Annotated in this window: 16 protein-coding genes; 12 read left to right on the top strand and 4 right to left on the bottom strand. The window is 71.4% G+C overall.

Annotation, left to right across the window (positions count from 1 at the left end; translation table 11 throughout):
* Positions 1-296: 296 nt before the first annotated feature.
* Both ACFVGW_RS09295 and ACFVGW_RS09290 read left to right on the top strand, forming a co-directional pair.
* Complete coding sequence (locus ACFVGW_RS09295; RefSeq protein ID WP_385851462.1) at positions 297-1,577, top strand: GAF domain-containing protein; 1,281 nt, start codon at positions 297-299, stop codon at positions 1,575-1,577.
* A 45-nt stretch (positions 1,578-1,622) separates the two neighbouring features.
* Positions 1,623-3,146, top strand: a complete 1,524-nt coding sequence (locus ACFVGW_RS09290) for an aldehyde dehydrogenase family protein (RefSeq protein WP_385851461.1) — start codon at positions 1,623-1,625, stop codon at positions 3,144-3,146.
* A 276-nt stretch (positions 3,147-3,422) separates the two neighbouring features.
* Here ACFVGW_RS09290 and ACFVGW_RS09285 read toward each other — a convergent pair whose 3' ends face one another.
* A complete protein-coding gene (locus ACFVGW_RS09285) occupies positions 3,423-4,313 on the bottom strand; it encodes an RNA polymerase sigma-70 factor (protein WP_385851460.1) in 891 nt (296 codons plus the stop codon).
* A 71-nt stretch (positions 4,314-4,384) separates the two neighbouring features.
* Positions 4,385-5,569 carry an NAD(P)/FAD-dependent oxidoreductase gene (locus ACFVGW_RS09280; RefSeq protein ID WP_385851459.1) on the bottom strand — a complete coding sequence of 395 codons (1,185 nt, stop codon included), beginning with the start codon at positions 5,567-5,569 and terminating at the stop codon, positions 4,385-4,387.
* 272 nt (positions 5,570-5,841) lie between these two features.
* Between ACFVGW_RS09280 and ACFVGW_RS09275 the strand changes: the two genes are divergently transcribed.
* From ACFVGW_RS09275 to ACFVGW_RS09250, 6 genes are all read left to right on the top strand, one after another.
* Positions 5,842-6,216, top strand: coding sequence for a hypothetical protein (locus ACFVGW_RS09275; protein WP_385851458.1), 375 nt, complete (start codon positions 5,842-5,844; stop codon positions 6,214-6,216).
* 109 nt (positions 6,217-6,325) lie between these two features.
* The gene (gene ppk2 / locus ACFVGW_RS09270; RefSeq protein ID WP_385851457.1) at positions 6,326-7,342 is read left to right on the top strand and encodes a polyphosphate kinase 2; all 1,017 of its coding nucleotides are present in this window, start codon (positions 6,326-6,328) and stop codon (positions 7,340-7,342) included.
* 333 nt (positions 7,343-7,675) lie between these two features.
* Complete coding sequence (locus tag ACFVGW_RS09265) at positions 7,676-8,770, top strand: UDP-glucuronic acid decarboxylase family protein (RefSeq protein WP_385851456.1); 1,095 nt, start codon at positions 7,676-7,678, stop codon at positions 8,768-8,770.
* A gap of 117 nt (positions 8,771-8,887) precedes the next feature.
* A complete protein-coding gene (locus ACFVGW_RS09260) occupies positions 8,888-10,777 on the top strand; it encodes a glycosyltransferase family 2 protein (RefSeq protein ID WP_385851455.1) in 1,890 nt (629 codons plus the stop codon).
* A 34-nt stretch (positions 10,778-10,811) separates the two neighbouring features.
* Positions 10,812-11,834 carry a UDP-glucose 4-epimerase GalE gene (galE, locus tag ACFVGW_RS09255; RefSeq protein ID WP_385851454.1) on the top strand — a complete coding sequence of 341 codons (1,023 nt, stop codon included), beginning with the start codon at positions 10,812-10,814 and terminating at the stop codon, positions 11,832-11,834.
* A gap of 49 nt (positions 11,835-11,883) precedes the next feature.
* Positions 11,884-13,320: a UDP-glucose dehydrogenase family protein gene (locus ACFVGW_RS09250; protein WP_385851453.1), complete on the top strand. Its 1,437-nt coding sequence runs from the start codon at positions 11,884-11,886 to the stop codon at positions 13,318-13,320.
* A 180-nt stretch (positions 13,321-13,500) separates the two neighbouring features.
* On the opposite strand, the gene ACFVGW_RS09245 is transcribed toward ACFVGW_RS09250, so the two are convergent.
* Complete coding sequence (locus ACFVGW_RS09245; protein WP_385851452.1) at positions 13,501-15,123, bottom strand: right-handed parallel beta-helix repeat-containing protein; 1,623 nt, start codon at positions 15,121-15,123, stop codon at positions 13,501-13,503.
* Between the two features lie 247 nt (positions 15,124-15,370).
* On the opposite strand from ACFVGW_RS09245, the gene ACFVGW_RS09240 reads away from it, so the two are divergent.
* From ACFVGW_RS09240 to ACFVGW_RS09225, 4 genes are all read left to right on the top strand, one after another.
* Positions 15,371-17,173, top strand: coding sequence for a glycoside hydrolase family 15 protein (locus tag ACFVGW_RS09240; RefSeq protein WP_385851451.1), 1,803 nt, complete (start codon positions 15,371-15,373; stop codon positions 17,171-17,173).
* Between the two features lie 177 nt (positions 17,174-17,350).
* A complete protein-coding gene (locus ACFVGW_RS09235; protein ID WP_385851450.1) occupies positions 17,351-18,793 on the top strand; it encodes a lamin tail domain-containing protein in 1,443 nt (480 codons plus the stop codon).
* A 226-nt stretch (positions 18,794-19,019) separates the two neighbouring features.
* Positions 19,020-20,318 carry an alpha-L-fucosidase gene (locus ACFVGW_RS09230; RefSeq protein WP_385851449.1) on the top strand — a complete coding sequence of 433 codons (1,299 nt, stop codon included), beginning with the start codon at positions 19,020-19,022 and terminating at the stop codon, positions 20,316-20,318.
* Positions 20,319-20,555: 237 nt separating this feature from the next.
* Positions 20,556-22,988: a polysaccharide lyase 8 family protein gene (locus ACFVGW_RS09225; RefSeq protein WP_385851448.1), complete on the top strand. Its 2,433-nt coding sequence runs from the start codon at positions 20,556-20,558 to the stop codon at positions 22,986-22,988.
* A gap of 42 nt (positions 22,989-23,030) precedes the next feature.
* Here the strand turns inward: ACFVGW_RS09225 and ACFVGW_RS09220 are convergent, their stop codons facing one another.
* Positions 23,031-24,533 (bottom strand): HAD-IA family hydrolase, encoded by a 1,503-nt coding sequence (locus ACFVGW_RS09220; protein WP_385851447.1) that lies wholly within the window; start codon positions 24,531-24,533, stop codon positions 23,031-23,033.
* Positions 24,534-24,542: the final 9 nt, after the last annotated feature.

The following is a 24,542-nucleotide window of genomic DNA, read 5'->3' as shown; positions in this document are numbered from 1 at the left end:
CGCGGGGTCCGGCGGGACCGCTCCCCGGTGGTGATCCACCTCAAGCGCCAGTCACGGCCCGAGCCCTACTCTACGTGAGGCCCGAGGGAGCCCACGGGGGCGGTGTCCGGACAGGGTGCGCACGCGGTGGCGCCGGAGAGCTTGTCGACGCCCTCGGCGCGCACGACGATGACGGACGGAAAGACGGAGAGACGGACCGACCCACTGGCCGACCGACCGACTGGCGGACCGACCGACTGGCGGACCGGTCGACGATCCGGGCGATTCGGCCGTGGGACCTCGACATGGAGGCCGAGTTGAGCGATGCGTGGGTGGCGCCGGAGCCGGACGCCGGTGCGCTGCGCCGGGCGCACGAGGTGTTCACCAGCGGCGGCCAGGTCCACCTTCCTCCGGTACGGCCGCTGGTGGCGGAGTCGTGGCGGCGCTCGGCACGGGCCCGGGTCAGTCCCGACGGTGCGGCCTGTGTGGAGCTCGCCGACGACGAGCTGGCGGGGCACCGCGAGGAGCATCCGCTCTCCGCGGCGATGCCGGTGATCCGTGAGCTGATGGGCACGTACGCGACGGACGGCGAACATCTGCTGGCGGTCTGCGACGCGGCGGGACGGATGCTGTGGGTGGAGGGCCACCCCGGCACGCTGCGGCGGGCGCGGGAGATGAACTTCGTCGCCGGGGCGCGCTGGTCGGAGTCGGTGGCCGGGACGAACGCCCCGGGCACCGCGATCGCCGTGGACCGGCCGGTCCAGGTGTTCAGCGCGGAGCACTTCCAGCGGCCGGTGCAGGCCTGGACGTGTGCCGCCGCTCCCGTACACGATCCGCACACAGGGCGGCTGCTCGGTGCGGTGGACATCACCGGCGGGGACCGGCTGGCGCATCCGCACAGCCTGGCGTTCGTCCAGGCGGTGGCGCGGGCGGCGGAGTCCCAGTTGGCCCTCCTCGCTCCGACGCCGGCCTCGGACCGCGTACGGCTGGCGGCGCTCGGCCGGGACGAGGCGGTGCTGAGCGTGGCAGGGAAGCGGCTGCGGCTGAGCAGGCGGCACAGCGAGATCCTCGTCGTGCTCGTCCATCGCCCGGAGGGAGTGGGCGGCGACGAGCTCCTGACACTGCTGTACGAGGACGAGTCGGTCACCCCGGTCACGCTGCGGGCCGAACTGTCCCGGCTCCGCGGGCTGCTCGGGCCTGAGCTGCTGCGCTCCCGCCCGTACCGGCTGGCAGCGACGGTGGACGCGGACTTCGCCACGGTGGACCGGCGCCTCGGCTCGGGTGCGCTGTCGGCCGCGCTCGCCGACTACGCGGGTCCGCTGCTGCCGGCGTCGCGTGCCCCCGGGGTCGTACGGCTGCGCGAGCGGCTCGCGGACCGGCTGCGGGCGGCGCTGGTGGACCGGGGCGATCCGGCGCTCCTCGCGGACTGGACGTACAGCGCCTGGGGCGAGGACGACGTCGAGATGTGGCGGGCGCTGTCGGAGGTCGTACCGGCTTCGGGGCGACCGCCGGTGGTGGCCCGGTTGCGGGCTCTGGACGCCGAACTGTCGGCGGGCGCAACAGGGTTGCAACGTCCGGCTCCGCAGACTCGGCGGTGAGCGCCGGCCAGGGACGGCCGGCGCGGTCCGAGGGAGGCCATGTCCATGACCCGTTACGCCGCACCCGGTACCGAGGGCGCGATCATGTCGTACCAGGCCCGCTACGACCACTGGATCGGCGGTGAGTACGTGGCCCCGGCCCGGGGCGGGTACTTCGAGAACCCGAGTCCGGTCGACGGCCGTCCCTTCACCGAGATCGCCCGCGGCACGGCCGAGGACGTGGAGAGCGCCCTGGACGCGGCGCACGCGGCGGCCCCCGCCTGGGGCCGTACGGCGCCCGGGGAGCGAGCCGGGGTGCTCCTGCGGATCGCCGACCGGATGGAGGCGCACCTGGAGGAGCTGGCGGTCGCGGAGAGCTGGGAGAACGGCAAGCCCGTCCGCGAGACGCTGGCCGCCGACATCCCGCTCGCGATCGACCACTTCCGGTACTTCGCGGGGGCGTTGCGCGGCCAGGAGGGCGCGCTGAGCCAGATCGACGACGACACCGTCGCCTACCACTTCCACGAGCCGCTGGGGGTCGTCGCGCAGATCATCCCGTGGAACTTCCCCATCCTGATGGCGGTCTGGAAGCTGGCCCCTGCGCTGGCGGCGGGCAACGCGGTCGTGCTGAAGCCCGCCGAACAGACCCCGGCGTCCGTGCACTTCTGGATGAGTCTGGTGGCCGATCTGCTGCCGCCGGGCGTGGTGAACATCGTCAACGGCTTCGGCGTGGAGGCGGGCAAGCCGCTCGCGTCGTCACCGCGCGTCGCCAAGATCGCGTTCACGGGCGAGACGACGACGGGCCGGCTGATCATGCAGTACGCCTCCGAGAACATCAAACCGGTCACGCTGGAACTGGGCGGCAAGTCCCCGAACATCTTCTTCGACGACGTGTGGGCGGCGGACGACGACTTCCGCGACAAGGCGCTGGAGGGCTTCACGATGTTCGCCCTCAACCAGGGCGAGGTCTGCACGTGCCCGTCGCGCGCCCTGATCCAGCGCGGGCACTACAGCGAGTTCCTGGAGGCGGCGGTCGCCCGCACGGAACGGATCGTCCCGGGCCACCCGCTGGACACGGACACCATGATCGGCGCCCAGGCCTCGAACGACCAGCTCCAGAAGATCCTCTCGTACCTGGACATCGGCCAGCAGGAGGGCGCGAAGATCCTGACGGGCGGTCAGCGCATCGAGCACGACGGCGAGCTGGCGGGCGGCTACTACGTCCAGCCGACGATCTTCGAGGGCGACAACCGCATGCGGATCTTCCAGGAGGAGATCTTCGGCCCGGTCGTCGCGGTCACCTCCTTCACGGACTTCGACGACGCGATCCGCACGGCGAACGACACGCTCTACGGCCTCGGGGCGGGCGTCTGGACCCGCGACGGCAACACGGCCTACCGTGCGGGCCGCGCGATCCAGGCCGGCCGCGTCTGGACGAACTGCTACCACGCCTACCCGGCCCACGCGGCCTTCGGCGGCTACAAGCAGTCGGGCATCGGCCGCGAGACCCACAAGATGATGCTGGACCACTACCAGCAGACGAAGAACATCTTGCAGAGTTACAGCCCCAAGAAGCTCGGGTTCTTCTGAGCAGCGGCCTCGGCGCGAGGCCGCTCCGTGAGGTGCTCAGCGGCTGCTCGACCGTAGGACGCGACCGCGAGATCCAAGACCGGCCCGCCGACAGCGGGCCGGTCGATCGTGTGGGGCACGCGGCCCGGGCTGCACATCGCCGCCTCCGGTCGACGGCGCGAGGAGCGCCCCAGGGCGCGGTGCCTCTGGCTGAACGGCTGGGTCCGGGGCCGGCGCGTGGGGTCTCCCTCGAGCGGCGAAGAGCTCCGTCTCCGAACGGTTCCGGGCTTGAACGATTCAGGGTGCCAGGCTGTTGTCGAGGGTGAGTCCGCCGAGCTTGTCGGGGTTGACCTGGAAGCGCAGGTTGTGGATGCGGCCGTCACCGATGTCGAAGGAGAGGGCGCCGACGGTGTGACCGTCGAGCGTGGCGAGGATGCCGAGTTCGCCGTTGATCACGGCAGGCTCCATGGTCAGGGCGGTCAGTTCGGGTTTGGCAAGGAATCCCAGGAGCCAGCGGGCCACGTGGTCGATGCCGTGGAGCGGGCGGCGGGCAGCCGTGACCTTGCCGCCACCGTCGGACCAGGCCGAGACGTCGGGTGCGAGCAGTTCCATCATGGCGTTCAGGTCGCCGCCCGCGCAGGCATCGAGGAACTGGGCGGTGATCTGCCGGCGCCGCTCTGGGTCGGCGTCGAAGCGGGGGCGGCGATCCCGGACGTGCGTGCGAGCACGGTGGGCGATCTGGCGGACCGTCGGCTCGGGGCGCTCGAGCGTCTCGGCGATCTCGCTGTGCGAGTAGCCGAAGACCTCGCGGAGCAGGAAGACGGCGCGCTCGACGGGGCTGAGCGTTTCCAGGACAACCAGCATGGCGGTGGAGACGGAGTCGGCCAATTCGGCCTCCGAGGCGATGTCCGGGGAGGTGAGCAGGGGTTCGGGGAGCCACGGGCCGACGTAGGTCTCGCGGGTGGCCCGCGCGGAGGTGAGGCGGTTCAGCGAGAGGTTGGTGACGGTGCGCACCAGGTACGCCTTGGGGTGGCCGATCGCGTCACGGTCCGCGGTGCTCCACTTCAGCCAGGCATCCTGCAGGACGTCCTCCGCGTCGGTGACGCTGCCCAGCATGCGGTAGGCGGTGGCGAACAGCAGCCTGCGGTGTTCGAGGTACGGGTCCTGCCCGGCGCCGGTGTCGATCACCGGTTCATCCTGCCAACGCCGCGAAGCAGACGGCAAGGCATGGATCACGGCGCCGGGAGCGGGTGTGCCGGTCATGCCACGGGCTTCAAGGTGGCGCGGCCGCCCTTGGAGACGAGGGTGGTGACGTTCATGCGCTTGCTGTAGCGGTACGTCATCAGCGGGCTGCCGCTGACCAGTTCCTTGTACCAGGCCGCGCTGCGACCGGTGAGGCGCAGGCCGGCCGGGGTGAAGTCGGCCTTGGTGAACTGGATCACCGCATCCTTGCGGCCGAGGCTCACCGGCTGGTGGAAATAGCCGAAGCGGAACGGCTTCACAGTCTTGCCGCGGACCAGTCTCGCGATGGTGTCGGCGGTGTACTGGGCGGTGGGCAGCCCGCTCTGGCACGAGCCGTGGAGCGGCCCGAAGTCCATGCGGACGGCAGCGGCGTCGCCGACGGCATGGATCTCAGGGTGGGACACCGACCGCAGCGTGGCGTCGGTCAGGATCAGGCCGTGGTCGTCGGTGGCGATCCCGGATTCGGTGGCGAGCGGCGGTACCTTGACGCCGGCGGTCCACAGGCAGGCGTCGGAACGGAGGATCCGCCCGTCGGCGAGTTGCACGGCGTCGGGCAGCACCTTCGCGACCCGGACGCCGGTCTCCAGGGTGATGCCGAGGCGGCCCAGCGTCCGGTGGAGGTACGCGCGGGCCTTGTCACCCATCATGGAACCGGGCTCCGCCGCGCTGATCAGGGTGACGTTCAGCCCCGGGTGGGCCTCGGCGAGCTCCGTTGCCGCCTCGATGCCGGTCAGGCCGCCGCCGCAGACGGTGACGGTGACGGTGCCGCCGGCCGCGGCGAGCTCGGCGGTCCGTGCGGCGAACCGGGCGGCGGCCTCGGGGCTGTTGAGGGTGAAGGCGTGGGCCTCGGCGCCGGGGACGTTGCTGGTGTCGGTGGAGCTGCCCAGCGCGTAGACGAGCGTGTCGTACCCGAGGGGCATCGAGTCGTCGACGGTGATGCGCCGGGCCTCGGGGTCGATCGCGGTGGCCGCGCCCTGGAGGAAGGTGACGCCGGTGCCGGTGAGCAGCTCGGGGATCCGGCGGACGGCCAGTTCCTGGCCGGCGGCGATCTGGTGCATCCGCAACCGCTCGACGAACCGACCCGAGGGATTGACGAGCGTGATCTTCACACCGGTGCGGCGGGAGCGGTGGGCCAGCCGGATCGCGGTGAACATGCCCGTGTAGCCGGCACCGAGAACGACGACGTGGTGGTCGTTGGTCATAGCGAACTCCCAGGTCAGGCACCGGCTTCGGTACCGGTGACACCCATGGGACAGGTGACCGCGCAGGAACGTGACAGGGTGCAGATGTGACCTGCACCACACCATGGTGGGGTGCACTCTCCACACCTGCCGGGATCGACCATGGCTACGCTCCCCCAGGGGGTGGCATGGACACACGAAGCCGATCAACCGACGGGCACCCGGATCGCAGCCGCCCTCGCAGCCGCCCTCGCGGCCGAGCGGGCCTCCTCATCATTGTCGGAGTACTTGTCATGGCAGTCGGCTCCTACTTCCTGGCCACGACGATCCAGGAGACGAGGGACCTCAACGGCGGGGTGGGTGCAACCGCCGTGCTCATGGACGAGCCATCGGACTGCTTCGGCGGATGCCGGGTGACGTTCGACGTCGCCGGCAGTCCTGTGGTGGCGGAATTGCCGGCTTACGAGCTCATCAAGAAGTTCCACAAAGGCAGCGATCTGAGCATTGTCCACGCATCTCGGGACCCGCAACGGATCGCACTCGCCGACGGCATCGGGCCCGGTCCGATCGCTCTGGCCTCCCTCATCCCCGTTCTGGGACTCACCCTGGCCATCACCTCCTCGGCCACCTGGATTCGCTCTCGTATGCGGCGGTCCCGGACGCGGTAGCAGGTCGGTGGGCGGTCAGCTTTCGGCTTTGGCCCCCGTGGCCCCCGTGGCCCCCGTGGCCCCTGGGACGGTAGTGACAGACGAGGCGGGGTATACCACCGGGGTGAGCATGGAGGGACGACGCGAGTCAGACCCGCAGGAAGCGTTGCTCGCGGGCTTGAGTGTCGACGCGAGCCGGCCCGAGCAGCCAGTGCTGCTGGACGGAGCCGGAAAGCCCCTGCGCACGTGGCGGGAGAACTACCCCTACGACCGCAAGATCCGGCGGGCCGAGTACGAGAGGGCCAAGCGGATCCTGCAGATCGAGCTGCTGAAACTACAGCGCTGGGCGAAGGACACCGGAGCACGGCTGGTGGTGATCTGCGAAGGCCGTGACGCGGCAGGCAAGGGCGGCACGATCCAGCGCTTCACCGAACGCCTCAACCCTCGTGGCGCCCGCATCGTCGCCCTGGACAAGCCGAGCGAGCGGGAGGCGGGCCAGTGGTACTTCCAGCGCTACGTCGCCCACCTGCCCGGCCCCGGGGAGATCGTCTTCTTCGACCGTTCCTGGTACAACCGCGCGGGCGTGGAGAAGGTCATGGGCTTCTGCACCGACGACCAGTACAAGATCTTCCTCACCCAATGTCCGGCCTTCGAGGCCATGCTCGTCGAGGACGGCATACTGCTGGTCAAGTTCTGGTTCTCCGTCTCCCGCACCGAGCAGCGCACCCGTTTCGCCATTCGCCAGGTCGATCCCGTGCGCCAGTGGAAACTCTCACCCACCGACCTGGCTTCGCTGGACCGGTGGGACGCCTACACCACCGCCAAGGTGGACATGTTCCGTGCGACCGACACCGCCCACGCACCCTGGACCGTGGTGAAGAGCAACGACAAGCGGCGTGCACGCCTGGAGGCGATGCGCAGCCTGCTGTGGCGGGTCGACTACGCCAACAAGGACGAGGCGGCGGTCGGCCGCCCGGACCCCTTGATCGCAGGGGCCGCAGACACCCTCCTCGAAGCCGGTGAGGACTCCGCCGACCTGTCCCCCACAGCCCTGACCGGCCTGGCCGTCGGCCCCGGCCACCACCCTCCCCCGGTCTCCGGACACGCTCCGCAGGAGGACGCTCCTCCCGATCGGCCCCCTGCCTGACAAGGTCCTCCTCATCGACGGGGCGGGCCCGAGGGTTGTGTCCGAGGGCGGCCTCGCACGCCGACGTAGACACGTGCGGGTGACACCGTCTTATTCAGTCGTTCGACATACGGCATAAGCACGGACTAGGCGGCGAGCCGCATGCTCCCCCCGCAATTGACCCGCCGATCAGCCCAGCCCACGAATCGCCTCCGCAAAAATGAGTACATATGCCCATACTCTCGTTCTGTCTTCCGGGATGACTCGGCTTTTCGGATCGCCAGGTCATTCCGTCGTTCGAGTGTCGGTACGAGCGGATCCCGAGTTATTCCGCTTCTCATTTCTGGAGAACACATGCGCGTTGCCGTGACCGGTGGCGGTGGTTTCCTTGGCTCACACCTGTGCGAGGCGCTTCTGCGGCGCGGCGACTCCGTGGTGTGCCTCGACAATTTCTCGACGGGCGACCCCGAGAACATCGCCCATCTCCTGGCCCACCCGGCCTTCGAGTTCCAGCACGCCGACGTGAGCGTGTCCGTGAAGGTCGCCGGCCACGTCGACGCCGTCGCCCACCTGGCCTCCCCGGCCTCTCCTCCCGACTATCTGCGCCACCCGCTGGAGACGCTCGCGGTCGGGAGCCGCGGCACCGAGAACGCCCTTCGCCTGGCCCTGAGTCACAGCGCGCGCTTCATCCTCGCGTCGACGAGCGAGATCTACGGCGATCCGCTGGTCCACCCGCAGGAGGAGACGTACTGGGGCAACGTCAACTCCATCGGCCCGCGCAGCGTCTACGACGAGGCGAAACGATACGCCGAGGCGGTGTCCGCCGCGTACCGCCGCACGCACGGAGTCGACGTAGGCATCGCCCGGATCTTCAACACCTACGGCCCCCGCATGCGCCCCCACGACGGTCGTGTGGTGTCCAGCTTCATCACCCAGGCCCTGACCGGCGAACCGCTCACCATCTACGGCGACGGCGGCCAGACCCGCAGCTTCTGCTACGTCGACGACCTGGTCCGCGGCCTGGTCGCGCTCCTCGACTCCTCCGAACTGGGGCCCTTCAACCTCGGGAACCCGGTCGAACGCACCGTCTCGGAACTCGCCGGCATCGTGCTGGAGATGACCGGCTCGGCATCCGAGGTGAAGTACCACCCCCTGCCGGTCGACGACCCTGCCCGCCGCCGCCCGGTCATCACCCGCGCCCGCGAGGTACTGGGCTGGGAGCCGGAGATCGACATCACCGAGGGCCTGCGTCGCACCGTCGCGTACTTCGCCGCCCACGAGTACCGTCTCGCCGCCTCGGCCGCGTCGATCCGCGGCGGCCAGGACGAGACGGTGCCACTGGCCGCGGCGACGTCGGCGCCCCTCACACCGCAGACGATCCCCGGTCCGGCCGGTACCGCCACCGGCATCGCGTCCTCCGCGCCCGGGGCCACGGTCGCGGGTGGCTGATCCACGCGGCGCGGCGGGGCCGGCGGGCCTCCCGCCGGCCCCGCCGCGGCCCGGAGCCCGCCGAGCCTGCTCCCCCGGGCCCCTCACCCTGTCGCACCGCCTGGAGAACCTGCTGCCATGACGTCCTTGGAGCAAGGTCCCGCCCACGGGACCGGCACCGCCCAGGAACCCCCGCTCTCCTCACCGGCTCCCGGCTCACCGGCGGAGTGGGAGGCGCTGGGGGCGGAGATCCACGCCCTGTCGCACGGCTCGGTGGCCTCCATCGGCCCGGACGGCCCCGTCCTCGCGCGTCCGGCGCGCGGCCTGACCACCCGCCCGTCCAGCTTCGTCCGGGCGTTCTCGCGCTTCCACCGCTTCCTGGTCGCCGTCATGTCCCTCGGCTGGGTGGCCTGCCTGGTGTGGTTCTGGGTGTGGTGGCTCGAGCCGTCCCACCGCATCGGCTGGACCGGGCTGGTGATCAACAGCGCCCTGCTGCTCTACCTGGCCTATCTGCCGGTGCACTTCCTCGTCGCGCTGATCCGGATGCGGCGCTTCGATCCCACCGTCGAGGTGCCGCGGCTGCGCACCGCGTTCGTCGTGACCCGCGCCCCGTCCGAACACTGGGACATCGCCCGGACGACCCTGGAGGCGATGCTCGGCCAGGACTACCCGTACGCCTACGACGTGTGGCTGTGCGACGAGGACCCCACCGAGGAGATCACCGACTGGTGCCTGGCTCACGGTGTCGGCCTCTCCTGCCGCCGTGGCCGCGCGGACTACCACAGGGCCTCCTGGCCGCGGCGGACCCGGTGCAAGGAGGGCAACCTCGCCTTCTTCTACGACCATTGGGGCTACGAACGCTATGACGTCGTCGCCCAGCTCGACTGCGACCACGTGCCGCACCCCCGGTACCTCGCCGAGGTCGTCCGGCCCTTCGCCGACCCGGCCATCGGCTACGTCGCCGCCCCGAGCGTCTGCGACGCCAACGCCGACCAGTCGTGGGCGGCGCGTGGCCGCCTGCAGCGCGAGGCCGTCTTCCACGGCCCCGTCCAGCTCGGCCACTCCGCCGGACTCGGTCCGCTGTGCATCGGCTCCCACTACGCCGTGCGCACCCAGGCACTGCGGGACATCGGCGGCCTCGGCCCCGAGCTCGCCGAGGACTTCTCCACCACCTTCCTGCTCAACTCGGCCGGCTGGCAGGGCGCGTTCGCGATCGACGCGGAGGCGCACGGCGACGGTCCGATCACCTTCGCCGCCATGGTCACCCAGGAGTTCCAGTGGTCGCGCAGCCTCGGCGTGATGCTCTTCGGGATGCTGCCGCGCCACCTCAGCCGAATGCCCGGCAAGCTGCGCGCCCGGTTCGCCTACGCCCTCGCGTACTACCCGCTGCTCGCGCTGACGACCATGATGGGCCTGCTGCTGCCGCCGGTCGCCGCGGTCACCGGCGTCCCCTGGATCAAGGTCAACTACTTCGAGTTCCTGGGCCGCTTCTGGATGATGTCGGTCTGGCTCATCCTGCTGACCCTGCTGTGCCGGCGACGCGGGCTGCTGCGCCCCAGGAACACCCCGATCCTCAGCTGGGAGATGTGGCTCTTCGGCCTGGCCCGCTGGCCGTACGTGGCGTGGGGCGTGGGGGCGGCGCTCATGCAGAAGCTGCGGCCGCGCCAGGTCACCTTCAAGGTCACGCCGAAGAAGCGCGACGGCCTCGAACCGCTGCCGCTGCGCGCCGTGGCGCCGTACCTGTTGATCACGCTGTTCCTGTCCAGCACCGCCGTCGTCGGCCAGTTCACCGGTCCCGCCTTCGGGTACGTGTTCCTCTGCATCCTGGGCGCCCTCTCGTACGCGGTGGTGACCCTCGCGATCTGCTCCCTGCACATCGGTGAGACGGCACGCGCCGCCGGCGTCCCGCGGCACCGGGCCTTCCGCACCGCCGTCGTCCCGCTCGCCGCGGGGCTCCTCACCCTGATCCCGCTGGCGCTCGCCGTCGGCGTCTTCCCCACCTATCTCGCCGGCTTCTACGCCTGGTGACGGCCCCCGCGGCCGATCGAGAAACGAGGTTCCCGTGCCCCAGACCGTCCTGGTCACCGGCGGCGCCGGCTTCATCGGCAGCCACACCTGTGTCGAGCTCCTCCGCGCCGGCCACGAGGTCGTCGTGCTCGACGACCACTCCAACAGCTCGCCCGAGGTCCTCGAACGGGTCGCGAAGATCGCCGGCCGCCCCATCGCGGCGGCCCACGTCGGGGACGTTCGCGATCGACGGGCCCTGGACACCGTCTTCACGAGCCACCCGATCGACGCGGTGATCCACTTCGCCGCGAAGAAGGCCGTCGGCGAGTCGGTGCAGATCCCGCTCGCGTACTACGACATCAATGTCGGCGGCACGACGGCCCTGGTCTCGGCCATGCACGAGCACGGTGTGCACCGGCTGGTGTTCTCGTCCTCCTGCTCGATCTACGGCGACGTCACCACCGTCCCGCTGACCGAGGAGTCGCCGGCGGCGCCGACCAACCCGTACGCCACGACCAAGTGGACCTGCGAGCAGATCCTCGCGGACGTCTGCCGCCATGACCCCGAGCTCCGAGTGCTCGCCCTGCGGTACTTCAACCCGGCCGGCGCCCACCCCACCGGACTCCTCGGCGAGGACCCGAGCGGTGTGCCGAACAACATCATGCCGTTCCTCACCCAGATCGCCGTGGGCCGCCGTGACGAACTCAGCGTCTTCGGCGACGACTTCCCCACCCCGGACGGCACCGGGATCCGCGACTACGTCCACGTGGTCGACGTCGCCGAGGGACACCGCACCGCCCTGGACCACATCGACGACGAGCCCGGGATGCGGGTCTTCAACCTGGGGACCGGGCGCGGCGCGTCCGTCCTGGAGCTCGTACGCACCTTCGAGGAGGTGTCGGGGCAGCGCATCCCGTACCGCGTCACCGAGCGCCGCCCGGGCGACGTCGCCGAACTCGTCGCCGACCCGACGAAGGTCGCCTCGGCCTGGAACTGGACCGCGCGACGCGACCTGGCCGCCATGTGCCGTGACGCGTGGAACTTCCAGCAGCAGAACCCGCACGGCTACGCGCCCTGACCCGTCGCGGAGCACACCCCCACCCCGCGTTCAGACAGGAGAACACCGCATGCGGTTGACCGTCATCGGAACGGGCTACCTCGGAGCTGTGCACGCCGCGTGCATGGCCGACATCGGGCACGACGTTCTCGGCGTCGACGTCGACGCCGAGAAGATCGCGGCCCTCACCGAGGGCCGGCCCCCCTTCTACGAACCCGGCTTCGACGAAGTCCTCACCCGTGCCCTCGCCTCCGGACGACTGCGTTTCGGCACCAGCCTCCGCGAAGCGGCGGTGCACGGCGAGGTCCACTTCATCTGCGTGGGCACCCCGCAGCAGGCCGGCTCCCACGCGGCCGACCTGCGGTACGTCGACGCCGTCGTCGACGGGCTCGTGCCGCACCTGCAGACCTCGTGTCTCGTGGTCGGCAAGTCGACCGTGCCGGTGGGCACCACCGCGCGCCTGGCCGCCCGCATCGCGCAGCTCGTCCCGGCGGGCGTACGGGCCGACCTGGCATGGAACCCCGAGTTCCTGCGCGAGGGCTTCGCGGTCGAGGACACCTTGCGGCCGGACCGGATCGTCGCCGGCACGGTGAGCCGGGAGTCGGACGAGCTGCTGCGCCGGCTGTACGCTCCGATGCTGGACGCGGGCGTCCCGTACATCGGCACCGACCCGAGCACCGCCGAGCTCGTGAAGGTCGCGGCCAACTCCTTCCTCGCCACGAAGATCTCCTTCATCAACGCGATGGCCGAGGTCTGCGACGCCGCGGGCGCGGACGTGGTCACCCTCGCCGACGCCATCGGCCACGACACCCGGATCGGCCGGCGGTTCCTCAACGCCGGTCTCGGCTTCGGCGGCGGCTGTCTGCCCAAGGACATCCGGGCGTTCACCGCCCGCGCCCAGGAACTCGGGGTCGGCCCCGCGGTGGCCTTCCTGGACCAGGTCGACGAGATCAACGAACGGCAGCGGACGCGGACCGTCGAACTCGCCCGTCAGCTGGCCGGGGGCGACCTGACCGACCGCCGCGTGACCGTCCTGGGCGCCACCTTCAAGCCGAACAGCGACGACGTGCGTGACTCGCCTGCTCTGGCGGTGGCGGCGGCGCTGCACCGGCAGGGCGCCGACGTTCGGGTGCACGACCCGGAGGGTGCCGCGAACGCGCGCCGCGCCCACCCGGAACTGCGCTGCGAGACAGACCTCCTGACGGCATGCCAGGGGGCGGAGCTCGTACTGCACCTCACCGAGTGGGAGCAGTACCGCACGCTGGACCCGGTGAAGCTGGCCCGGGTGGTCCGCAAGCCGGTTCTCGTCGACGCGCGCAACGCACTGCCGCACGACGAGTGGCGGGCAGCCGGCTGGACCGTCAAGGCGCTCGGCCGTCCCGCGCCGGCGGACAGGCCGCCGGCCGCTCGGGCGGGGAAGCCGCTCCGGGCCACGATCGCCTCGCCGGCCGCCGAAGCGGATCACACCGACCTCCTGCCCCCGGCGCTGCCGACCGGCAGGTCCTAGACCACCCCCCCCCAGCACGCCGACGCAGCCCCGCCCGCCCGGTCCTGGACCGGGCGGGCGGGGCTGCGTCATGGCACGTCCGGTCGCCGAGGACGTCGCGCGGGCATGTGCCGGGGAGACCGAGGGGAGCCGGCGTGCGCCGGCTCCGCAGGCATCGATCTCGGCCGAGTGGGCGGGGCGCTACTGCGCGGCGCCGGGGCGCAGAGCGTCCGGGAGCGGGGCGCCGAAGTAGTCGACGGGGCCCGCGTCGACGCCCGAGTTCTGCGGTCCCATGCTCACGGACACCTCGTCGTCGCAGCGCGGCACCAGGTTCTCGGCCCCGGCCGGGTCGGTGACGGGTACGGTGAGGGCGCGCAGGCACGGGTCGTCGCCGGTGCCGGTCGGCTCACTGTCGAGCAGCTCCTGGCCGGAGGCGGTACGCCAGTCGGCGAGATCGGTGAAGCGCCGGCTCCCCCAGCTCAGCGACCAGGGGCCCTTGCTGTGGTAGACGTTGCCCCGGAACCGGTGCGTACTCGGTCGGTACGCGGACTCGGCGTCGACCACGGGCCCCCCGTCGGTGGCGAGGATGTTGTCGTGGACCTTCACACCGCTCATGCCGTCGCGCAGCCGCAGGGCCGGGGGCCGGATTCCCGCCGCCTCCGCGGAGGCGAGATCCCGGGTCCGCATCACGACCGTGTTGTTGTAGATGCCCAGGTTCTTCATCCGGGAGCCGTAGGCGACGATGCCGCCGTACGCGGGGAGCTTCCGCGCGTCGTCCCAGCTCATGTTGAAACGGACGACGTTGTCCCGGTGGGCGCCGGTCGCCTGTCCGGAGTAGACGAGGAACCCCGGCCCGTCGTTGCCGTAGGAGAGGTTGTACTGCATGACCGAGTGGGACACGTTGTTGTCGAGACCGAAACCGCCGCCGTCCACCCGGGATCCGGTCCGGTTCCGGTAGGAGCGGTTGTTCTCCAGGACCACGCCGGTGGAGTCGTACGCCCAGATGCCCTCGGGTCCCTCTTCGGCGTCGGCCGCGGAGCGCGCGCCGTTGTCGTGGGCCACCGAGAACCGCACCTTCGCGTCCCGGACGCTGCCGAGGGCGATGCCGCTTCCGGTGTTGCGGCTGTCACTGCCCGGGGCGCCGCTGTTGGAGGACGCCGTGACCCGTTCGATCCGCAGCCCGGAGTGTGCGTAGACAGGATTGGCCGCCTCGAACTTCGGTCCGTGGAAGGCGAGTCCGGCCTCCAGGTTGTGGTGCACGGAGACGTCGCTGATGCGCACGTCGCTGTAGCCCGTGACGGCCCCGTCGTACGCGCCGACGCTGATCCCGTTCTGGAAGCCCCGCGCCTCCACGTTCGCGATCCTCACGTGGGCGAGCTTCCGGGTCCCGGGCCGGGTGGCACGGAACGAGATCCCGACCCCGTCGCGCAGCGCCTGGCGGTCGCCGACCAGCCTGATGTCCCTGATCTCCACGCCCGCGGTGTCGCGCACGCTGATGCCTGAGGTACCTCGGGGCGCGATCGTGGCCCGGCCCGTGCCGTACGACTCGATCACCACCGGCCGCGCCGCGCTGCCCGCCTCGCCCGCCTCCAGGGTGACGGTGCCGCGGAACCGTTCGCCGCCCTTGAGCCGGAGCCTGTCACCGGGCCGGAAGTCCACGGTGTTCGCGTGGTCCAGGGTCTTCCAGGGCTTCTCCGGCGACATGCCGTCGTTCGCGTCGTCGCCGTCCGGACTCACGTAGAAGGTGAACGGACCACCGCTCGCGGGGCGGGCGGGCCGGTAGACCCCCGGCACGTCGCACCCCGTGAGCAGCAGGAGCGCCAAGGCCGAGACTCCCGCCGCGGCCCTCGTCGTCCGGCACCGTTTCACCGCGTTCACCCGCACCCCCTGAGGGACGTTCCAGCGCCATATCAGGCATATAGAGCAGCAGACTGCCACAAAGTGGACAGGCGTCGTGTCAACGCACGTGCGGCATCCGAGTCACGTGCGGGCGCGGCAGCGCCATGTCCCGGCTGCCCGTTCGCGGAAAACGAGCGAGGATGTGAGAGGGGCTACGAGTAGGTGGGCCCGGATGAGCGACCGTCCGATCGGGGACTACGCACTTCTCTCGGACTGCCAGACCGCTGCTCTGGTCAGCCGGGACGGCTCCGTGGACTGGTTGTGCCTGCCCCACTTCGACAGCAGGGCGACCTTCGCGCGTCTGCTCGGCCCCGAGGCGGGCCACTGGTCGATCACGCCTGCCGCCCCGTACGACGTGCAGCGGCGCTATCTGGACCGCACCCTCGTGCTGCGCACGGACTACCGCACGGAGTCGGGAGCGGTCGGCGTGACCGACGCCCTCGCGTCCGGCCTCAACGAGCGGGGCCACGACCTGGGTATGGACGCGCCGCATCTGCTGCTGCGTGTGGTGGAGTGCACGGAAGGCCGGATCGACATGGACGTCGAGTTCGCCCCGCGGCCCGAGTACGGGCTGGTCAAACCGCTGCTCATTCCGACGCACGGTGGCCTGTGGTGCCACGGAGGACCCGACACCCTCGGGCTCTGCAGCCCCGTCCCGCTCGAGCTCTCGGGCACCGCCCGGGGCCGGGTCGCGCTGCGCGCCGGCGAGACGGCGGCCTTCGCCCTCCAGCAGGTTCCCGCCGGGACGAGTCCCGTCCTGCTCGCTCAGGAGACCATCCTGACGCAACTGGAGGACACCGTCCGAGGCTGGCGCTCGTGGTCGGAGCTCCACCAGTCGTACGAGGGGCCCTGGGCCGATCTCGTCCACCACAGCGGCCGCGTGCTCCAGGGGCTCACCTTCCAGCCGACCGGAGCCATCGTCGCCGCCCCGACCACGTCCCTGCCGGAAACCGTCGGAGGAGTCCGCAACTGGGACTACCGCTTCGCCTGGGTGCGGGACGCCTCCTTCACGCTGGACGCACTCTGGGTGGCCGCCTGCCCCGACGAGGCGCAGGCGTTCTTCCAGTGGATGGCCCACGCGGCGGCCAGCGACCCCGGCCAGGAGTCGCCCATGCAGATCATGTTCGGCATCCGCGGCGAACGGGACCTGACCGAACGCGTCCTCCCCCACCTGCCCGGCTGGCGTGACAGCAGCCCCGTCCGGCTGGGCAACGGCGCCTGGGAGCAGAAGCAGCTCGACGTGTACGGGGAGCTGCTCTCGGCCGCCCATCGCCTGCGCGACTATCTGCGCGGCTTGGACGCGCCCACGAAGGCGTTCCTCGCCGGCTGCGCCGATTCCGCCGCCCTGCGATGGCGTGAGCCGGACCAGGGCATCTGGGAGGTTCGCAGCGGCCCTCAGCATTTCCTCTACTCGAAGCTCATGTGCTGGGTCGCCGTCGACCGAGCACTGGACCTGGCGGACGATCTCGACGCGTCCGGGCGTGTGCCGGACTGGACGTCGGCCAGGGACGAGATCGCGGCCGCGATCGAGGAGGACGGCTGGAACGAAGAGGCCGGAGCGTACACCCAGGCGTTCGGGTCGGCCGTGCTCGACGCCTCCGCGCTGATGATGCCCGTCGTCGGCTTCATCCCCGCCGACGCCCCGCGGATGCGGGCCACCATCGATGCCGTACGCGCTCGGCTCGTCGGCGAGAACGGTCTCGTGTACCGGTACGTGGGGGCCGACGACGGGCTTCCCGGCGACGAGGGGACCTTCCTTCTCTGCACGTTCTGGCTGGCCCAGGCGCTCGCCCTGGCCGGGGACACGGCGGCCGCGCGTGAGGTCTTCGAGCGAGCCGCCCGCTGCGTGAACGACGTCGGACTGCTCGCCGAGGAGGCCGACCCCGTCGGCGACCACCTGCTGGGCAACTTCCCGCAGGCGTTCAGCCACATCGGGCTCATCAACGCCGCTTGGGCCATTCACCAGAGCACCTGACGGGGCCGGGCCGTATGCGGACCGTCCACCGGCGCGTCGCGAGCGGTCCGGCCCGGCGGGCTGTCGTTCGGCGTGCGTTCACATGACAACCGGACTGATGCCGAACGCCGTTCGGCAACGGCCGGGATCCTCGTCCCGCCCAGCCCCCACTCCTCCGCTTCTCCCAGGACGGACACCGTGCCCGAAGTACGCGCTCCTCGCGGACGTCGTCGCCTCGCCCCCTTCCGCCACGCCTCTCTCCGCCTCGCCGTCGCCGGCTCCACGCTGGCGGCCGCCGCGACGCTGTCGGCGCCCGCGGCCCAAGCGGCCCCGGCGGACGACATCCGCATCAACGAGGTGGTGACGACCGGCAGCGTCAACGACTCGATCGAGCTGTTCAACAAGGGCACGGCGGCCGTGGACATCTCCGGCTGGATCGTCAAGGACGACAACAACGGTTCGAGGTTCACCGTGCCGTCCGGGACGACTCTCGCCCCGGGAGCGGTCCGCGCGTTCGACGTCTCCGCGGCCTTCGGCCTCGGCTCCGGCGACAAGGCCCGTCTCTACCTACCCGGTGGCAGCACTCTCGTCGACAGCTTCAGCTGGACCGGCCACTCCGCCCCGTCCTGGTCACGGTGTCCCGACGGCACCGGTGCCTTCGGCCGGGCCGCCCTGACGCTCGGCACACCGAACGACTGCGGCTCCGGCGGAGGTACGAGCCCGGAGGCCTGGCCCGGAGGCACTTCCGTGACGACGGCCGACGGCTCCGGCGTCTTCGGTCCGGACCTCAGCGGGCTGTACCAGGAGGGCTCCGTGCTGTGGGGCGCCCAGAACTCCGGCAAGCTGTGGCGGATGGTCCGCGACGGCTCCGGCGGCTGGCGCCCCGACACCGCGAACGGCTGGACCTCCGGCAAGACCCTGCGTTTCCCCGGCGGTAGCGGCACTCCGGACAGCGAGGCCGTCACCCTGACCGGCGCGGGCGCCACGGGCGGCGCGTACATCGCGAGCGAGCGCAACGGCGACGCGTCCGGTACCAGCCGCCTGTCCGTCCTCCGCTACGACCTCGGCACGGGCAGCGGCAGCAGCCTGACCGCCGCGAAGGAGTGGAACCTGACCGCCGGCCTGCCGTCCGTGGGCTCCAACCTCGGCTTCGAGGCGATCACCTGGGTCCCCGACGCCACCCTGACCGCGGCGGGCTTCAAGGACGAGTCGGCCGGCGCGGCCTACGACCCGAATCGGTACGGCGCGCACACCGGCGGCGTCTTCTTCCTCGGGGTCGAGGGCACCGGCACGGTCTACGGCTACGTGCTCGAGGACGGCGGCGCCGCCACCCGGATCGCCACGATCAGCAGCGGCATGTCCGGCGTGATGGAGCTCCAGTGGGAGGCGCAGGCCGCACGGCTGTGGCTGGTCTGCGACGACACCTGCTCCGGCGCGCACCGGACCATGAAGATCGGCGGCAACGGCACCTTCGCCCTCGCCGCCGTCCACAACCGCCCGAGCGGCATGTCCAACCTGAACAACGAGGGCTTCGGACTCGCCGGGGCGGACGAGTGCGTCGGCGGCGCCAAGCCCGTGTACTGGGCCGACGACGGCAACACCGGCGGTCACGCGATCCGCAGGGGCACCGTCAACTGCTGAGCCGCACCAGTGCGGTTCCGGGCTCGGGCGGCGCGGACCGAGCCCGGCCGGAGGCGTGCGGCCGGATTGCCGCACAAGCGGTCTGGACCGCCCGGGCCCGAAGACGGTAGCGTCGGATTCACCGGAGAAAGCGCTTTCTTACTCCGGTGGATCTGCCGCACCGGTCCGGCCGGCTTCGCCTGACCCTGCCGGGCCGCCGCCCCGCCGCGCCCCGAAGGACGACCCGATGCCTCTTGCCCCTACACAGAGCCAACTGGAGTGGCAGGAAGCCGGATTCGGCCTCTTCTTCCACTTCGGTGTCAACACGTTCAACGGCCGGGAATGGAGCGACGGCACCCTCGATCCGGCGACGTTCGCGCCGAGTGGGTTCGACGCCGGACAGTGGGTGGAGACGGCGGTCGCCGCCGGGGCGGCGTACGTCGTCCTCACAGCCAAGCATCACGACGGATTCTGCCTGTGGCCCACCGCGACGACCGACTACTCGGTGGCCTCCTCGCCCTGGCGTGACGGCCGGGGCGATGTGGTCGGCGAGGTGGCCGAGGCCTGCCGCGCCGCCGGAGTCAGGTTCGGGCTCTATCTCTCCCCATGGGACCGCCATGCCTCCTGCTACGACGACCAGCCCGCTTACGACGCCTTCTACCTGAGCCAGTTGACCGAGCTGTGCACCCGTTACGGACCCCTGCACGAGCTCTGGTTCGACGGCGCGGGCTCCGAGGACCGTGCGTACGACTGGGACGCCTTCATGGCCGTCGTGGACACCCACCAGCCGCAGGCCATGGTCTTCAACATGGGGCGCCCGACGATCCGGTGGGTGGGGAACGAGGACGGCCTTGCCGCCGATCCCTGCGAGTACGTCGTGGAGGCCACCGGCGTCTCCGTCTACGACGACGCCGCCAGGGCCCTCGACCGGGCGCGCTACCTGCCGCCCGAGTGCGACGTACCCATCCGCGACAACTGGTTCTGGCAGCCGGACGACCGTCACACCCTCAAGAGCCGCGACCACCTCCTCGCCGTCTGGTACCGCTCGGTCGGCCTCGGAGCCGGGCTGTTGCTCAATGTGCCGCCGGACCGGCGGGGGCTCATCGACGATGCCGACCGGGCCCGCCTGCTGGAGTTCACCGACGAGGTGGCCCGCCGCTTCGCCCACCCGGTACCCGCCCGGCTGACCACGGAGGGGGCAGACGTGGTCGCCCGCTTCCCCCGGCCTGTCCTCATCGACCACCTGGAACTGCGGGAGGACCTGGTCTCGGGCCAGCGCGTCACGGACCACGAGATCCGTGCCGACAGCAGGGTGATCGCCTCCGGCCACACCGTAGGCGTCCGTCGCGTCCACGCCTTCGAGCCCGTCACCGTGTCCGAGGTGCGGATCAGGCTCGTCGGCGAGGGCGGGCGACTCCTGCGGACCACCGGCTTTCACACCGGCTGCTCCTCGCCTCCGGACATCGAAGAACAGCCGGGGGACGTGGCCGACACATCCGGTCCGGCGTCGGGTCCCGTCGCCGACGCACTGCTCCGGACCTCCTGACGGACGGAGTCCTGGGAACGCGGACGGCGCCGCGTCATCCCGCTCTGCTGAATTCGGCCGCGGTGCCGGTCGTCGACTTGGCGAAACGATCCAAACGCTCAATTTCGTCACCAGTATGGATCGTTTGAGCGTGCGCATGTTAGAAACCAGCCAGTCGCGACTCGTTTCCTTCGCCCCCGGTGCCTCTCCCGGCACCGGAGCGCGAAGACCGTCCCCCTCACCCAGCAGGAGCACGCAATGACGCGATCCTGGTCCCGCCGCACCTTCCTGCGGACGACCGGCGGTACGGCGCTCGCCCTCGGCCTCGTCGGAAGTCCGCCGCTGACCGGACAGGCCATGGCCGCCGACGAGTTCGGCGCGCTGCGTGCCGTCTGGCGCACCCTGCTGCTCGGACAGGGCTTCAGCCCCACCGCCGAGCCGTTCAGGACGAAGCTGGCCGCGCTCGGCACCCGCGCCGCCGAGCTCCGGTCGACGATGGCCCCCGCCGTGGGGTCCCTGTGGCCCGACGCGGTGTGGACCGACCCCGAGCCGGACACCGACCAGGAGTCGTTCGGCTATTCGGCGAAGATGAACGAGAGCTACTCCCGGCTGCTCACGATGGCCCAGGCGTATTCCCAGCCGGGCACCGGTCTGACCGGCGACGCCTCCCTGGCGGACGACGTCGTCGCCGGTCTCGACCACATGTACGCCCGGATCTACCACGAGGGCCAGGCCCGCTTCGGGAACTGGTACAACTGGCAGATCGGCGCACCCCAGGCGCTCCTCGACACCTGCGTCCTCCTGTACGACCGGCTGTCGGCCACGCAGATCGCGAACTACGGCCGTGCCGTCGACCACTTCGTGCCGGACTCGGCCGTCGCCGTCTACAGCGGCACCAGCACCGGAGCCAACCGCGTCGACCTCTGCCGGGTGCTGATCCTGCGTGGCGTCGTCGGCGGCAGCTCCGCCAAGATCGCCGTCGGCCGGAACGCGCTCTCGCCCGTCTTCCCGTACGTCACCGCCGGCGACGGCCTCTACGCCGACGGGTCCTTCGTCCAGCACTCCTCCGTCCCCTACGCCGGCACGTACGGCGCGGTCATGCTCGGCGGCCTCGGCATACTCTTCGCGCTGCTCACCGGTTCCAGCTGGGCCGTCACCGACCCGAACCGCCAGATCGTCCTGGACGCGGTCGAGAACGCCTGGGCCCCGTTCCTCTACAACGGGCTCGTCATGGACAACGTCTCCGGGCGCGGAACGAGCCGCGGCATCAGCCTCAACGACCCCGGCCAGGTGCAGGCGGACGACCATCTGCGCGGCCACGGCATCCTCGCGTCCATCGTGCTGCTCGGCCAGGGCGCGAGCGCCGCGGAGAACGCGCGCTGGCGGGGCATGGTCAAGGGCTGGATCCAGCGTGACTACTACAGCCCGCCGCTGAGCGACCCGTCGCTCGGCCTCGTGGGACTCGCGCGGCTGAAGTCCGTCGTGGAGGACACCTCGGTCTCCGCGATCGCCGAACCCGTCGGTCACCGGCTCTTCCCGGCCATGGCACGAGCCACCCACCGCCGACCCGGCTGGGCCGCCTCGATCAGCATGGCCGGCAAGCGCATCACCCATTACGAGACCGGCAACGGCGAGAACCTGCACGGCTGGCACTCCGGCTCCGGAATGCTCTACTGGTGGGGCGACACCTACGCCAACGGGCAGTACAGCGACGCCTTCTGGCCCACCGTCGACCCCTACCGGCTGCCCGGCACCACCACCTCGCGCATCCCGCTCGCCGACGGCGCCGGTGGCGACTGGGGCGCGCCCAAGCCCGACGTCAACTGGGTGGGCGGCGCGACCGACGGCACCCGGGCCGCCGTCGGCCAGTACCTCAAGGGCCTCCAGAGCACTCTGCTGGCGAAGAAGTCCTGGTTCTGCCTGGACGACTCGATCGTCTGTCTCGGCGCGGGCATCAAGAGCACCGACGGCGCCGCGGTCGAGTCCGTCGTGGAGAACCGCAACCTCGGAGCGGGCGGCACCCACGCCCTCACCGTCAACGGCACGGTGAAGCCGGTGAGCCACCCCTGGTCGGAGACGCTGACCGGGGTGACGTGGGCGCACATCGGCGGGATGGGCGGGTACGTCTTCCCCGGTGGCGCGACGGTCAAGGCGCTGCGCGAGGAGCGCACCGGCCGGTGGAGCGACATCAACCGGGGCATGGCCACCACCGCGATCACCCGCCGGTACCTGACCCTGTGGGCCGACCACGGCACCAACCCGTTCGACGCGACCTACGCGTACGTCCTGATGCCCGGTGCCGGCACGAGCCAGACCGCGGCGCGCGCGGCCGACACCGGATGGCTGCAGATCCTCGCCAACACGGACGACCAGCAGGGCGTGCGCGTGCCGTCGCTGGGCTTCACCGGTGTCAACTTCTGGTTCGGCGGCACCGTCGGGGCGCTCACGGCGAGCGCGCCCTGCTCCGTCATGATCTCCGAGAGGAGCGACGGCACCGCGGTGATCTGTGTCAGCGATCCGATGCGCATGCAGACCGGTCTGACCCTCACCTGGAACCGGGCCGTGGCCGCCGTGACTTCCAAGCCCTCCACGGTCACCGGAACGGCCACCGGCTCCTCGCTCGGCCTCACGTTCGGCGACCTCAGCGGAACCCTCGGCGCCACCCAGAGGGTCACCGTCCGACTGGGGTGAGCGGAGGGGCGCCCGCCGTCGGGCCGGGTACCCCTCCCGCCGTCACTCGCGTCCACGGGGCGACCGGCCGGCCTCCAGGAGTTCCACCAGCTCCGTGAGGCCGGTCAGGACGCGCCGCCCGGGACCCGCCTCGACCGGTACGAGCGAGGGGACCGCGGCGACCCTGCAGCCCGCGGCCTCCGCCGCGGCGATACCCGCCGGGCTGTCCTCCACCGCGAGGCAGCCCGCCGGGTCGACGCCCAGCGCACGGGCGGCGGCCAGATACGGCTCGGGGTGCGGCTTCGTCCGGTCCGTGTCGTCCGCGGTCACCGTCACCTGGAACGACTCGGCGCCGAGCAGCTTGAGCACCGACTCCACGACGGCCCGGGGCGAGGCGGTGACGAGGGCCACGGGGATGCCCATGTCCCCCAGCGTGCCGAGAAGTTCCCGGGCGCCCGGGAGCACGGTCGTCTCCGCCTCGACCGCCGCGTGGAAACGCGCGTCCAGCTCCGCGACCAGGGCGTCGAGCGGGCGCTCGGTGCCCGAGACCCGCCGCAGGTGGACCGCGGTGTCCTCCACGCAGCGCCCCACCACCTCGGGGGTGTCCGCGTCGGTCAGCCGGTGCCCGACCCCTTCCGCCACCTCCTGCGCGGTGCGCCACCACAGGGTCTCGGTGTCGACGAGCGTGCCGTCCATGTCCAGCAGGACGGCGCGCGGCCCGGCGACGAACGGGCGCCCGTCCAGGGTCCAGTGCGAGTCCGCGGGGTGGTCCAGGGACGCGAACACCTGGGCGGCGACATCCTGGTGCCGGAGCCCGTCCACCCGCGCACCCGCCGGGACGTCGGGTCCCGCGCACGCGATCCAGGCGGTGCGCTCCAGCTCCGAACGGCCGCCGTGACCGCCCTCGTCACGGTGGCCGTGGTCCGTGACGACGATGAACGTCCAGGCCTCCTCGGTGGAGGAGGGCCGGCCGCGCACCGCGGCGAGGAGGCGGCCGAGCCGCTCGTCCGCGCGTACGGCGGCCCGCTCGTACTCCTCGCCGCAGCCGAGGATGTGGGCCGTCTCGTCCACGGCTCCCAGATAGACGAAGGACGCCTCGGGGTCGTACTCGGTGAGGACTCGCTCGGCCTCGGCGGTGATCAGCTCGTCGGCCTCCTCCCAGCCCTCGCAGTCGTCGGCGGACGGGGCGACGTGGGTCACCCGGCCGGGGGCCCGGAAGAGCGGGCCGCCGTTCGCCACCGTCATCAGCGGCTGCCAGGCGGCCGCCACGTAGGTGCGCCGGCCGGCGTCCCGCAGCCGCGTCGTGAAGTCGGGGAAGACGGCGAGGCGGTTGCCGCTGAAGTCGTTGCTCCATACGGCGTGCTTGTCCACGGTCACCCCCGTCACGATCGTCGCCCAGCACGGTCCCGACATGGTCGGGGTGCCGGGCTCGACGACGACCGGCGCGAGGAACCCGTCCGCCGCGAGGGCGTCCAGATGCGGGGTGTCGAGCCGGCTGAGGACGTCGAGGCGCACACCGTCGATGCCGACGACGAGCACGCGACGGCGGCGAGCGGCAAGGTGCATGGGTTTCCT

It is taken from the genome of Streptomyces sp. NPDC127129, assembly GCF_042671585.1.
In the GTDB taxonomy this organism is placed as follows: domain Bacteria; phylum Actinomycetota; class Actinomycetes; order Streptomycetales; family Streptomycetaceae; genus Streptomyces.
This window is presented reverse-complemented; position numbering and strand designations above follow the sequence as displayed.